13 protein-coding genes and 1 tRNA gene are annotated in these 12,630 nt (G+C 63.9%); 11 read left to right on the top strand and 3 right to left on the bottom strand.

Features of this window, described 5'->3' with window-relative positions; genetic code table 11:
• Positions 1-4: 4 nt before the first annotated feature.
• From J1C48_RS15065 to J1C48_RS15030, 8 genes are all read left to right on the top strand, one after another.
• A complete protein-coding gene (locus J1C48_RS15065) occupies positions 5-1,468 on the top strand; it encodes a sensor histidine kinase (RefSeq protein ID WP_231081813.1) in 1,464 nt (487 codons plus the stop codon).
• Positions 1,465-2,100 carry a response regulator transcription factor gene (locus tag J1C48_RS15060; RefSeq protein WP_207258823.1) on the top strand — a complete coding sequence of 212 codons (636 nt, stop codon included), beginning with the start codon at positions 1,465-1,467 and terminating at the stop codon, positions 2,098-2,100. Before J1C48_RS15065 ends, J1C48_RS15060 begins: the two co-directional genes overlap by 4 nt.
• A 397-nt stretch (positions 2,101-2,497) precedes the next feature.
• Positions 2,498-3,469 (top strand): YVTN family beta-propeller repeat protein, encoded by a 972-nt coding sequence (locus J1C48_RS15055; protein WP_207258822.1) that lies wholly within the window; start codon positions 2,498-2,500, stop codon positions 3,467-3,469.
• Between the two features lie 223 nt (positions 3,470-3,692).
• Positions 3,693-4,328 (top strand): hypothetical protein, encoded by a 636-nt coding sequence (locus tag J1C48_RS15050; protein ID WP_207258821.1) that lies wholly within the window; start codon positions 3,693-3,695, stop codon positions 4,326-4,328.
• A 134-nt stretch (positions 4,329-4,462) separates the two neighbouring features.
• Entirely contained in the window at positions 4,463-5,269 is an 807-nt protein-coding gene (locus J1C48_RS15045) for an ABC transporter ATP-binding protein (protein ID WP_207258820.1), read from the top strand.
• Positions 5,266-6,117, top strand: coding sequence for an ABC transporter permease (locus tag J1C48_RS15040; protein ID WP_207258819.1), 852 nt, complete (start codon positions 5,266-5,268; stop codon positions 6,115-6,117). Before J1C48_RS15045 ends, J1C48_RS15040 begins: the two co-directional genes overlap by 4 nt.
• A gap of 47 nt (positions 6,118-6,164) precedes the next feature.
• The gene (locus tag J1C48_RS15035; protein WP_207258818.1) at positions 6,165-7,010 is read left to right on the top strand and encodes a hypothetical protein; all 846 of its coding nucleotides are present in this window, start codon (positions 6,165-6,167) and stop codon (positions 7,008-7,010) included.
• A 47-nt stretch (positions 7,011-7,057) separates the two neighbouring features.
• Entirely contained in the window at positions 7,058-7,438 is a 381-nt protein-coding gene (locus J1C48_RS15030) for an ACT domain-containing protein (RefSeq protein ID WP_343217704.1), read from the top strand.
• An 88-nt stretch (positions 7,439-7,526) separates the two neighbouring features.
• Here the strand turns inward: J1C48_RS15030 and J1C48_RS15025 are convergent.
• The 3 genes from J1C48_RS15025 to J1C48_RS15015 all read right to left on the bottom strand — a co-directional run bounded on the left by J1C48_RS15025 (position 7,527) and on the right by J1C48_RS15015 (position 8,939).
• Positions 7,527-7,602, bottom strand: a tRNA-Trp gene (locus J1C48_RS15025).
• 142 nt (positions 7,603-7,744) lie between these two features.
• A complete protein-coding gene (locus tag J1C48_RS15020; RefSeq protein ID WP_207258816.1) occupies positions 7,745-8,584 on the bottom strand; it encodes an FTR1 family iron permease in 840 nt (279 codons plus the stop codon).
• Positions 8,585-8,588: 4 nt separating this feature from the next.
• Positions 8,589-8,939, bottom strand: coding sequence for a cupredoxin domain-containing protein (locus J1C48_RS15015; protein WP_207258815.1), 351 nt, complete (start codon positions 8,937-8,939; stop codon positions 8,589-8,591).
• Here J1C48_RS15015 and J1C48_RS15010 point away from each other — a divergent pair.
• The 3 genes from J1C48_RS15010 to J1C48_RS15000 all read left to right on the top strand — a co-directional run bounded on the left by J1C48_RS15010 (position 8,939) and on the right by J1C48_RS15000 (position 12,597).
• On the top strand, positions 8,939-9,199 hold the full coding sequence (locus J1C48_RS15010) for a hypothetical protein (protein ID WP_207258814.1): 261 nt from the start codon (positions 8,939-8,941) through the stop codon (positions 9,197-9,199). The genes J1C48_RS15015 and J1C48_RS15010 overlap by 1 nt on opposite strands.
• 418 nt (positions 9,200-9,617) lie before the next feature.
• Positions 9,618-11,369: a sensor histidine kinase gene (locus tag J1C48_RS15005; protein WP_207258813.1), complete on the top strand. Its 1,752-nt coding sequence runs from the start codon at positions 9,618-9,620 to the stop codon at positions 11,367-11,369.
• A gap of 187 nt (positions 11,370-11,556) precedes the next feature.
• Entirely contained in the window at positions 11,557-12,597 is a 1,041-nt protein-coding gene (locus tag J1C48_RS15000; protein WP_207258812.1) for a magnesium transporter CorA family protein, read from the top strand.
• The last annotated feature ends 33 nt before the right edge of the window (positions 12,598-12,630 follow it).

Below are 12,630 nucleotides of genomic sequence, written 5' to 3'. Positions count from 1 at the left end.
GTCCATGAGGCAGCAGACATCGGCCATTCCGTCCCCTTCGCGCGGTGGCTCGATGTCGCTGAAGGCCCGGCTCGCCGTCACGCTGGCCGTCGCATTCGTGGTGATCGTCGTCATCGGCTCGGTGCTGACCTTCTTTCAGGCCCGCGACACCATTCGAACCGAACTCGAGGCGGCACGCAGCGTGGCAACCAACCGGGTCGCCCAGCTCGTCGCCGAACTGCCGGCCTCGCGGGACGTTCCGGCGAAGCTTGCAGGCTTTGTGCGCACCTTCAACGGCGACCGCCGGGTGAAGATTCTTTTGATCGACTCGCTCGGCGTCATTCGCGATCAGTCGGTGCTCGGCGAGGACACGACCGCCCTGCCCGAGTGGTTCGTCAAACTGCTCGATGCCGATCCCTTGACCACCATCATGCCGCTGACGGCGGCCTCCGAACCGATCACCGCGGCGGCGATCGTCGTCGATCCGCGCAATGAACTGACCGATGCCTGGTTCGATCTGTTGACGTCCTTCGGCCTGCTGGTCTTGTTCCTATCGCTCGCCTTCGGCGCGGTCTGGGTGGTCGCCGACCGCGCGTTGCGGCCGCTGCGAGCGATCCACACCGCCTTCATGCGCATCGGCGACGGCGTCTACGCCGCGAAGGTCATGCCCGAAGGGCCGCCGGAAATGCGCGAGCTCGCCCACGGCGTCAACACGCTGATGGACCGGCTCGACGCGATCTCGACGCGCAACCGACGCCTTTCCGACCGGCTGCTGCATTTGGAGGACGAGGAGCGGGCGCAACTGGCGCGCGATCTCCATGACGACGTCGGCCCGCTGCTCTTTGCCATCGACGTCGACGCGTCGCGCATCCGCCGGGCGGCGAACACTTCGGCCACCGACGCGGAGGCGATTGCCGAGCGGGCCGCAGCGATCGTCTCGGCCGCTCACCAAGCCCGGCGCGAATTGAGGCGCATTCTCGGCAATCTGAGGCCCGGCACCATGCCCGGCCTTGGCCTGAAGGGCAGTATCGAGGAAATGATCGCCGACCTTGCGATGCGCCATCCGAACGTCGCCTTCGATGCTGCGCTTCCCGACGGCGATTTCGGCGCGACGATCGAGACCCTGGTCTATCGCGCCGTGCGCGAAGCACTCACCAATGCGCTTCGCCACGGCGATCCCGGCACGATTACACTACGGATCGAGGCGCGCGGCGCACAGTTGTATTTCGCGGTTGAAGACGATGGCGGCGGTTTTGCCGATGCGGCGCCGGAAAGCGGCTTCGGCTTGGTCGGCATGCGCGAGCGGATCGAGGCAGCGGGCGGCGATATGACGGTTGCCGAGATCCGCCGGCCGCGTGGCGTGCGGGTCTCGGGCGGCGTGCCGCTTTCAGCCAGCGCCCTTGCGGAGACCGACATACCGGCTGATAGAATGGAGCTTAGTGAGTCCACCGCGGCCAGCGCGACGACAGCAGTGAAGGACGGGCAATGAACATCCTGATCGTCGACGATCACAAGGTGGTTCGGGACGGTATCCGCAGACTCGTCGAGGATCTGGCGATCACCGGGATCTTCGAGGCCGAAAGCCCCTCCGAAGCGCTTGCTGAGTTCCGCAAGAGGCGGCCGGACATCACCATCCTCGACATCAATCTGAAGAACGGCAGCGGCCTCGACGTTTTGCGGCGCCTGCGGGCCGACGATCCGAAGGCGAAGATCGTCATCTTTTCGATGTATTCCGACCTTGTCTACGCCGTTTCGGCGAGGCGTGAGGGTGCACTCGGCTATGTCTCGAAAAGCGCCCCCTCCGACGAGTTGCTGATCGCGCTGGAAAAGGCGATGGCGGGCGAATCCTATGTCGACAGCGAAACCGCCGCCCTGATGAGCGAGCACACGACCCGGGAGACCGGCGTCAGCGACCTGACCCGACGCGAGCTGCAGATCCTGCACATGCTCGGTGAAGGCAAGAGCCTGTCGGAAATCGCCGATGGCCTCGGCGTCGCCTACAAGACGGTCGCCAACACCTCCACCCGCATGAAGGAAAAGCTTGGCATCGAGCGGACCTCGGACCTTGTCCGCTTCGCATTGGAGACCAAGGGCGGCCGGATGCTGGAGGCCGGCCACTGAGCTCGTTTGACCGGCTCGGCCATTCCGGGAACAGTTCCTGTTGCGCTCGGATGAAACCTTACGTTAGCACTTGCATTGTCGCCGGTCCGATCCGGCTCGTCTCTCCCAAGGACAAGCCGGATCGGACCGGATGGCACCGCAAGGGCCACCAAACACAATCTTCGGACGCGATCGTCGAGACCGCCGCGGAACGGGAGTCAATCCGCGACGACAGGGCCAGCGCCCCGCGCTTGAATGGCCAAGGCCCAGTTCGGACGGGCGTCGAGCCATCATCGGGATTGATCGGCCGGTCTTCGCAAGATCGACGGATCGAGACAGACAAAGGCCAGTCCCGGCGGCCGGAGGTGCGATGGCGATCGTCGCATGCTGCTTCGGGTTCGGCTCCAGGGAGGAATGATTGAGATCATTGTCTTTGACGGTGCTCGCCACCGCGCTCGTGCTGTCGGCCAGTCCCGCTTTCGCCTACAAGATCTTCGTCAGCAACGAGAAGGGCAACGACGTCACGGTGCTCGACTCGGACGGCTTCAAGGTGGTCGATACCTTCAAGGTCGGCCAGCGTCCGCGCGGCATCGCGATCAGCCCGGACGGCTCGAAAGTCTATATCTGCACCAGCGACAGCGACACGATCCAAGTCTACGACACCAAGACCCACGCCTTCCTGAACACACTGCCGTCGGGGCCGGACCCGGAGCTGCTCGCCCTCTCGCCGAACGGCGATCAGCTCTATGCGGCGAATGAGAACGACAATCTCGTCACCATCATCGACACCAAGAGCGGCGAGCGCATCGCCGAGGTGCCTGTGGGTGTCGAGCCCGAGGGCATGGGCGTTTCGCCGGACGGCGAGACGATCGTCAATACGTCGGAAACGACGAATATGGCCCATTTCATCGACCGCAAGAGCCAGCAGATCGTCGCCAATGTGCTGGTCGATTCACGGCCGCGCTTCGCCCAGTTCAAGACTGACGGCTCGGAGGTCTGGGTGTCGTCCGAGATCGGCGGCACGGTGGCGGTGATCGACGCCAAGACCAAACAGATCAAGCACAAGATCACCTTCCAGATCCCCGGCATCCGCTCCGAGGCGATCCAACCGGTCGGCATCAAGATCACCAAGGACGGCTCCAGGGCCTATATCGCGCTCGGACCTGCCAACCGCGTCGCCGTCGTCGACGGCAAGACTTACGAGGTGCTCAACTATCTGCTGGTCGGCCAGCGTGTCTGGCACATGGCGTTCTCGCCGGATCAGAAATACCTCTTCACCACCAACGGCCTGTCCAACGACATTTCGATCGTCGACGTCGCCGCGGACAAGGTGATCAAATCCGTTCAGGTGGGCCAACAGCCCTGGGGCGTCGCAGTGACGCCGAACTAGTGGTTCGATTCCGGCATTTGATACCGTGTCGTGGAGACTGTTCAGCTCATGTCGGAATCGAAGTGACCACGCGCCAAGGTTATGATCCTCGTGGATTTTTTCGAATTTGACATTGGATTCAATGGACGGCCCCAGCTGGGATTCAAATGTCGAATTCAATCCACCAGAGCGGCGCTTTGCATCGTCACGACGAACAGACGGGACAACTTTCGGGAGGGACACAATGAAATCACCCTGGCTGCCCATCCTCGCCACGGCGCTCGCCTTTGGCGTTGCCAGCGCACCGGTGAGCCGCGCGCTGGCTCAATCCGGCAGTGACGACGACGGCGACAAGCCGGCATCCGCCGCGACAGCCAAAGCCGGCGATTCCGACGATGACGACAATGTCAGCCACGGCGCCAAGATGGTGCCCGCGGCCGACGGGCTGACGATTCCGCCCGGATCGGACCTGATGCCGGCGGCGGCCCTCAATGGCGACCAGATCGGCCTGCCGAAGAAGACGCTGACGACGCAGATCATCACCCCGCTGGTGATGGGCGTCGACGGCAACTCGTTCCAGACCAACCACAAGGACTTCTACCTGCGTGCCGGCCAGCCCTATCGCTGGGACATCAAGTCGGCCGGCGACATCGAATACAAGTTCATCGCGCCGGACTTCTTCCGCAATGTCTGGATGAACCAGATCGTCATCAACGATCTCGAAGTCCACATGGCGGGCGCGCCGGCCTGGCTCGAATATGATTCCCACGGCACGATCACGGTGCAGTTCCAGACCGTCCGGCCGGGCCGCTACCACTGGCATCTCGGCAATCTCGACAAGAACCACGTCGTCGAAGGCACGATCACCGTGGTCCCTTAAGGCCTTGCCGCCCGCAGATTTGACGAACAGGCCGTGGCGTTGAATCGCCGCGGCCTCCCGTCACGGACGTCCCGTGCCCGATGATTTTTGCTAAAGTGCCGGGTGGGACCGCACAAAGACACGAGACCGACGCCATGCCGGACGGCAGCATCACCGCCACGACCAACCCGCGCGACGCCAGCATCAAGGCCCTGTCCGTCGAAGGCGTCAGCCATGCCTATGGCCAACGCAAGGCGCTCAACGACGTGTCGTTCCACGTTCCGCAGGGCTCCTTCACCGCCCTGCTCGGGCCGAACGGCGCCGGCAAGTCGACACTGTTTTCGCTGATCACCCGGCTGTTCAACGTTCGCCACGGCACCATCCGCATTCTCGGCCACGATCTCACACGCGAGCCGGGCGAGGCACTCCGCCGCCTCGGTGTGGTATTTCAGGCCCGCACCCTCGATCTCGACCTGTCGATCAGCCAGAACCTCGTCTACCACGCCGCCCTGCACGGCATCTCGCGCAAGCCGGCGAAAGCCCGGATCGCCGAGATTCTCGCCAGCTCGGAGCTGAGCAACCGGCTGCGCGAAAAGGCCCGCAACCTCTCCGGCGGCCAGCTGCGCAGCATCGAGATCGTGCGCGCCTTCATGCACCGCCCACGCCTGATCCTGCTCGACGAGCCGACGGTCGGGCTCGACATCCGCTCGCGCGCCGCGATCTTGTCCGAAGTGCGCCGGCTGGTGCGCGAAGAGGGCGTCAGCGTGCTCTGGGCGACCCATCTGATCGACGAGATCGGCGACAGCGACCGCGTTGTTGTCCTGCATCACGGCCAGGTGCTCGCCGAAGGTTTCGTTCCCGAAATTGTCGCAACGGAAGGCGCCAAGACCATCGGCGACGCCTTCACGCGGCTGACCGGAATTCGGACACGGCCGCCGGGCCCGCAGGAGGCTGCCGCATGAGCGATGCGACCATTCCCCACGCACCGCCGCTCAGCACGCGAAAAGGCTTTCCGCTCTCGGCCTATCTGATCTGCGCCGGCGGCATCATCTGGCGCGAGGCGCTGCGCTTTCTGCACCAGCGCCAGCGCTTCGTCTCGGCGATGGTGCGGCCCCTGCTGTGGCTCTTCATCTTCGCCGCCGGCTTCCGCCAGGTGCTCGGCGTCTCGATCATCCCCCCTTATGAGACCTACGTGCTCTACGAGGTCTATATCGCGCCGGGCCTGGTCGGGATGATCCTGTTGTTCAACGGCATGCAGTCGTCGCTGTCGATGGTCTACGACCGCGAGACCGGGACGATGAAGACGCTGTTGGTCTCGCCGCTGCCGCGGTGGTTCCTGCTGGTCTCGAAGCTTTTTGCCGGGGTCGCGGTCGGCATTCTGCAGGTCTACGTCTTTTTCGCCATTGCCTGGTTCTGGGAGGTGCAGCCGGATTGGATCGGCTATCTCTACGCTCTGCCGGCGATCATGCTCGCCGGGCTGATGCTCGGCGCCCTCGGCATGCTGCTTTCCTCGCTGATCCAGCAGCTGGAGAATTTTGCCGGGGTCATGAACTTCGTGATCTTTCCGATGTATTTTGCCTCCTCCGCACTTTATCCGCTCTGGCGGGTGCGCGAGTCGAGTCCGCTTCTCTATCAGATCTGCGTCTTCAATCCGTTCACTCACGCGGTCGAGCTGATTCGCTTCGCGCTCTACCAGCAGTTCAACCTCGACGCCTTCGTGATCGTTGTCGGCTGCACCGCGGTCTTTCTTGGCGGCGCGATCATCGCCTATGATCCGGCCCGTGGCCTGATCAGCCGAAAGCGCCAGTGAGCGCATCGATCGGTGGGCGCCGACAATTGATCATGGGAGGAACAATCATGGCGCGCAGCATCAGGATGAGCCGGAGGATCTTGGCCGCGACGCTTTGCGGCGGGTTGGCGGGCGCGATGGTTCTCCTCGCTCCCCTCGCCGCATCCGCCCAGGACGGAGCGAGCCCGAAGCCGATCCCGAAAAGCTTCGTCCTGCCCGGGCCGCCGCCGACCAACGCTCCGGCCGGCACCGGCAATGCACCGGACGCCAACGCTGCCCGGCCGCCGGCCACCAATCCCGCCGCCAAGCCGAGCACCGTCATCGGTGGCGGACAAACGGTGCAGAACCCGATGGCCTTCGCCAAGGCGCCACCGCCCGGCAAGACCAACTGGCCCTGTGTGCAGCGGCGGGTGGAAGAGATTTTCCCCGGCCAGATCTGGGGCGGTCCGCCGCTCCCCAAGCTCAGCGCGATCACCCCGGACGCGGATATGCGCCGCCTCGTCGACACGGTCGTAGCCCGCCGCATGCCGCTCGATGAGGCCGAAACGGCCGTCGCAGATTTCGTGTCCAAATATCCCAAGGCCGATCGGGGCGCAAAAGCCGGGACCATCGTGGTGATGCTGCTCAATCGCCTCAACACCGAGCGCGACCAGGTGATGCGCGGAATCGAACGCTACGGCGCCAAGCAAAAGGCGCTGGCGGCCAAGCTGCGGGGGGAAATCAAGACGCTCGACACCCGTCAGGACAACCCGACGGCCAACCCCACCGCCCTCGACGCCGCCCGCCAGGAGCTGCTCTGGGACACCCGGATCTTCCACGAGCGCCGCCAGTCTTTGAGCTATGTCTGCGAGGTGCCGACGCTGATCGAGCAGCGGGCGTTCGCCCTCGGCCGCGCCGCCGAACAAGCCCTGTGACGGCCGCAAGCGACGCTTCGACCGCCCCTGGCGGTGAACCGGTCAGCGTGACGTTGCGCGTCCTCGACGGCGCCTACGCCATCGCGCGTCTGGATCCGGATGCCGCCCTGCCCGACTGGGCGGACGGCTCCGGCTTCGTCTCGATCGCCCGCAGCGCGGAGGAGCTGTCGATCCTCTGCCGCGCCGACCGGGTGCCGGCGACGATTCGCGCCGATGCCGGCTGGCGGGGCTTCCAGTTTCTCGGTCCCTTCGCCTTCGATCAGACCGGCATAGCCGCTGCCGTGCTCACGCCGCTCGCGACAGCCAAGATCGCGGTCCTGCTGATCGCGACCTTCGACACCGATTATCTGTTCGTGAAAATCGAAAATGCCGGCCGCGCAGCCGAAATCCTGACCGCCAGCGGCCACGTCGTCGCAGCGGCCGCATAACCGTCACCGATCGGCGCGCCTTGCAGCACCAGCACAGAGCGCCGACGGCTGAGCAGAGGCGGAAATCTCGAGGATCAGAGGCTGAAACTGGCAGGGGCAGCAGGGCTCGAACCTGCGACCTGCGGTTTTGGAGACCGCCGCTCTACCAACTGAGCTATACCCCTTCAACCGGGCTGGGAATAAAGCTTCGGCAGCCCGGATGCAACAGCAATCTTACGCCGATCGACGCTTCGCAAGGCAGATCGGCACCGCGGCTTTCGCCGCGCGGTCGCCCGCCCGCCGATCGGCGCGAGATCAGCCTCGAGATCAGGCCGATATGCGCGCGCCCTGCGGCTGGTGACCGCGGCCCTCGGCGACGATCCGCCGGATCACCAGCATGATCACGATCACCATTCCATAGGCCAGAAGCTCGCTTGCCGAAGGCTGCGACGCATAGCCGAAGAGCACATGGGCGATGCGGCCGGGAATGCTTTGTTCGGACAAGATGCCGCTGGTGTTCCACAGCGGCGTCACCCAGTTCGCCAGCCAGCCGCCCTGGGCCAGAAAGCGCATCGCCTGGGCCGCCAGCCCCGCCGCAAGCAGGGTGATCAGCGCCGAGAGGACGCCGAAGAGATAGCGCAGCGGAATGGCGATCAGACCGAGATAGAGCAGTGCCGAGATCACCGCGCCGCCGGCAATGCCGATCAGCCCGCCGACGATGATGCTACTGGCCGTCGTCTGGCCCGCCGCCGCGACACCGTACAGAAAAAGCACCACTTCCGAGCCCTCGCGCAGCACCGCCACGGCGCAGACGATGGCGAGCGCCATCAGCGACTTACGGCCCGCCTTCACCTCCTCGCCGACGGCCTTGAGGCTTTGCGCGAGTTCGCGGCCGTGACTCGCCATCCAGGCGTTATGCCAAATCAGCATGGCCACGGCGACGAGCAGCACACCAGCGTTCAAGGTCTCCTGCCCGGAGCCCTCGAACAGGTCGGCAATCGCACCGGCGAAGAAAGCGACGCCACACGCCCCGAGAAATCCCGCCAAGATGCCGCCCGCGATGAAGCGGCCCCGGTCGACAAGGCCGCGGGTGGCGGCCAGCACGACGCCGACCACCAGACCGGCCTCGATGACCTCACGAAAGACGATGACGAACGCCGCCAGCATGGCGTTACTTCGCGATCACGACGCCGCGAGCGGTCGCCGAATGATATTCGCCCATGAACTTGTAGGTTCCCGGCTTCAGCGCCTGAACGCGGATAATGCTGGTCTTGCCGCCGCCGACGACCTTTTCGACGCGCAGATCGTCGGAGTCGAACTCGTCCGCCGACTTGTCGACGTTCTTCAAGCGGATCTTGAACGGCTTGCCGGCCGGCACCTCGATCTTGTCCGGCGAGAACTTGTGGTCCTTCAGCGTAACGTCGACGATATGGTTCGCCGAGGCGGCCATGGCAGGCGCCGCCACAAGGGCGATGGCGGAGGCCAGAACAAGCATGGCCGAGCGAGACTTCGAAAGCTTCATTGTCGTTCCAGATTGGGGATGGACTACACAAACGCCGCGCCAGCAACCTCAGCGATCGGGATCATGGCAAGCCACGGCAAAAGACGAATGCCGGGCGCACGAGTCCGATCGAAGCGGAAGCCGCGATGGCGGGCGCCAGACCCGCCGGCGCGGCGAGACATACCGCCGAACACGGAACGTTGACAGTTGCGATCAGTTTAAATGGCATTCACATTCCCGTGATCAATATCAAAACGAAAAATTTCCCGCAAGACGCGTGATTTATTATTGATATCTATTTTAAGATGACGAAATCAACAAGATGCTTTGCCCTTATGATCATAAAAAATACTTACAATCATCATAATTACACAGGTGTCATATTATATTCTTGTCGTTGCCAACGAGGACACCCCGCCTTCCTTTGCGACGACATTCTCTTGCCCCTTCCTGACGATCCAGAGCGAGGCTCGAGAACGCACCCTTCCGCCTCAAGGTCAAGGGCTCGTTGCGGTGAGCGCCGCCCGACCTTCAAGCGGCCGAGCAAGCGTTATTCGGCTCATTCGGCAGTGCAGACGCCTCGAACTTGTGGTCAAAGGACGCGGCGTCGCGTAAGCTGCCACTGAAGCGGGACATTCAGAATCAAGCCGGCGTGGGATGGGTCGAACCGGCCGTCATCCGGCCTTGGGAAAAGCGGCGTTGAGCATCCACACACAGTCTGAGAGGCAAGCGACCGAGAGCGGAGCGCGGCAGCGCTCGAGTGACTGGCTGTCGAAGCTGTGCCGGCAGGCGACCAAGCGGCTTTGGCGCCGTCCGACATTGCTCGTTCATCTGGTGACCTTCGCCCTGTTCGTCGTGATCCCGCCGCTGTTGTTCAGCGCATTTCTGATTGTCCAATTTTCCCAGCAACAGACCGAAATCGCCGCTGCCCAAGTCAACGACACCGCCGAGATCGTCTCCAACGCCGTCGACCGCGAAATCTATGGCCTGATGACCTCCGGTCGCGTGCTGGCCGCCTCGCCGACGCTGCTCGACGGTCGACTGGAGCAGTTCGATCAGCGCACCAAGGCCGCTCTCGCCGTTGCCCAGACCACCGCCGAACTGGTTCAACCCGACATGTCGGTGGTGGTCGACACGCAGGAGGCCTTCCCGCCACCCGTTACGCTGTTTCCCGAAAAGGCGGTTGCCGAGAAGGTCTTCGCCACCAAGCATGCGACGATCTCCGGCGTCAGCTTCCGCAAGAAGCGCGGCGAGTTCGTCTATCAGGTAGCATTGCCGGTCCACGATGGCGATACAATCAAATATGTTCTTGTCCTGTCCAAGGCGACCACCTCGTTCGAGGCGGTGATCGCCGATCGCAATCTGCCGCGCGAATGGTCGGCGATCATCAAGGACGCGGCCGGCAAACGCGTTTTTGCGGCGGTGACCAGCGATGGCCGGATGCGCGCCCGTCAGAGCGTCTCCTACGACAATCCGTCGATCGTCGAGGCCATCGGCAACACCGGAATGGGCGCGGATCTGATCGAGGCCTCGACGGTATCGAACCTATCCGGCTGGACGACGACGGTGGCGGTGCCGAACGCCGTGATCGGCCGACCGGTGATCCGCTCATGGCTGATGCTGATCGGCGCCGGTGCCGTCCTTCTGGCCTTTTCCGTCGCCCTCGGAATCACGTTCGGCCGGCGTCTCGCCGCACCCATCCTCAAGCTGAGCCGTCAGGCGGAACAGATCGGCCGCGGCGAACCGGCGACGATCATCGCCACCGACATCGCCGAAATCGGACAGGTCTCGAAGGTGCTGGCACAAGCCTCCCGCGAGCGGCGGGAGGCGGAAGAGCAGAACCGCTTCCTGATGCGGGAAATGAGCCACCGCGCCAAGAACCAATATGCGCTGATCGCGGCGATTGCCCGCCGCGCCGCCAATGAGAGCGCCGACACCACGCAGTTTCTGGCGACCTTGTCCGAGGCGCTGAACTCACTCGCCCGTTCAGCCGATCTTCTGTCCTCCGGGGGCTGGGAGAGCGTTTCGATGGTGCAGCTGGTCGAGAGTCAGCTCAAGGCCTTTGGCTCGAACAGCGAACAGATCGTCCACGAAGGCGCCGACCTCTCGCTCAATCCGACGGCGGCACAGACCATCGGCCTCGCTCTGCACGAACTCGCCACCAATGCCGCGAAATACGGCGCCCTCTCGACGCCTGAAGGCACCGTCCGCATCGCCTGGTCCGGCGGCACGGACTTCGCGCTGACCTGGCGCGAAAGCGGTGGCCCGCCGGTCGTCGCGCCGCGGCGCTCCGGCTTCGGCACCCTGGTTACCCAGAAGATGACGGCGCGCGGGCTCGGCGGCTCCGTCACCATGGACTACGCCGAATCCGGCGTCGTCTGGACGCTGACCGCCCCGCTCGATTCGATCACCCCGCGGCCGGACGCACCCAGTGGCGACACCCAGGCGTGACCTTGAGTTCAGCGGCGGCACTCAAGCCACCACTTGACCGGTCGTCGTGTGACAGTCAATGCCATCGATTATTCGACCTTGAAACGATCGTCTCGATGACGCATCCCACGCCATCAAGACCGAAGGACGACGACGCGCTGACGCGTCCGTGCCAGCGTCGAGGGCTTGGGCATTTGGAAGACCGCATATGATCGAGAGCTATCACTTCGACGGAACCAAAGTCGTGCATCAGGCCGTGAGCGCCGGCGAATTGTCGCCCGCCGCCATCTGGATCGATCTTCAGGCGCCAACCGTGGATGAAATCCGCGCCGTCGAGGCGCTCTGCGCCATCGCCATCCCGACCCGCGAGGAGATGAGTGAGATCGAGGTGTCGAGCCGGCTCTATTCCGAGGACGGCGCCGATGTGATGACCGCGAGCGTCGTGCATGGTGCCCAGAAGGGCGCGCCGGCCTTTGCGCCGGTAACTTTCATTCTGGCGCAGGGGCGCCTGGTGACCGTGCGCTACAGTGAACCGAAAAGCTTCAAGATCTTCGTCGCCAAGCTCTGCCGCGATCCCGCGACGCTGCCGCCTCATCACGACCACGCCGAAGCCGGCGAGATCGAACGCATCGCCGACCGGCCGCCCCGTGCCGAGCAGCTTCTCGTCGGTCTCCTGGAAGTCGTCGTCGACCGCATGGCCGATCTTCTGGAGATGATCTCCGCCGATCTCGACCGGATCGGCGACGATATCTTTTCCTCCTCCGCCCGCAAGAAGCCGACCGGCACCGGCGATTTCAAGAAGCTGCTGCAACGCATCGGCGCCGCCGGCGATCTGACGTCGCGGGTACGCGAGAGCCTCGCCACACTCGACCGCCTGCTGCCGTTCCTGCAGCTCGTGCTCGACAGCCGCAAGGGCAACGGCATGAAGGAAGGCAAGGCGCGCGTGAAGGTGATGGTTCGCGATATTCACTCGCTGAACGACTTCGTCTCGTTTCTCTCCAACAAGACCACCTTCCTGCTCGACACCACCGTCGGCATGATCTCGATCGAGCAGAACGCGATCATCAAGATCTTCTCGGTTGCCGCCGTCGCCTTTCTGCCGCCAACGCTGGTGGCCTCGGCATACGGCATGAACTTCAAGATCATGCCGGAGCTGGAATGGACCTACGGCTATCCCTATGCGCTGGTGCTGATGGTAGTCTCGGCGCTCGTGCCGCTAATCTATTTCCGCTACAAAAACTGGCTCTGAGCCGATGCGGGAGAACGACGAGCGCCGCCGGAT

Source organism: Jiella flava, assembly GCF_017349315.1.
In the GTDB taxonomy this organism is placed as follows: Bacteria; Pseudomonadota; Alphaproteobacteria; order Rhizobiales; family Rhizobiaceae; genus Jiella; species Jiella flava.
Note: the sequence above shows the minus strand (reverse complement) of the source record. Positions and strands in the feature narration are given on the sequence as shown.

Bases quoted from the DNA above. Each gene is read 5' to 3' on its own strand.
- J1C48_RS15060 (WP_207258823.1), top strand. From the start codon at position 1,465: ATGAACATCCTGATCGTCGACGATCACAAGGTGGTTCGGGACGGTATC.
- J1C48_RS15015 (WP_207258815.1), bottom strand. From the start codon at position 8,939: ATGAAGCTTTCGAAGTCTCGCTCGGCCATGCTTGTTCTGGCCTCCGCC.
- J1C48_RS15045 (WP_207258820.1), top strand. From the start codon at position 4,463: ATGCCGGACGGCAGCATCACCGCCACGACCAACCCGCGCGACGCCAGC.
- J1C48_RS15050 (WP_207258821.1), top strand. From the start codon at position 3,693: ATGAAATCACCCTGGCTGCCCATCCTCGCCACGGCGCTCGCCTTTGGC.
- J1C48_RS15065 (WP_231081813.1), top strand. From the start codon at position 5: ATGAGGCAGCAGACATCGGCCATTCCGTCCCCTTCGCGCGGTGGCTCG.
- J1C48_RS15020 (WP_207258816.1), bottom strand. From the start codon at position 8,584: ATGCTGGCGGCGTTCGTCATCGTCTTTCGTGAGGTCATCGAGGCCGGT.
- J1C48_RS15035 (WP_207258818.1), top strand. From the start codon at position 6,165: ATGGCGCGCAGCATCAGGATGAGCCGGAGGATCTTGGCCGCGACGCTT.
- J1C48_RS15040 (WP_207258819.1), top strand. From the start codon at position 5,266: ATGAGCGATGCGACCATTCCCCACGCACCGCCGCTCAGCACGCGAAAA.
- J1C48_RS15000 (WP_207258812.1), top strand. From the start codon at position 11,557: ATGATCGAGAGCTATCACTTCGACGGAACCAAAGTCGTGCATCAGGCC.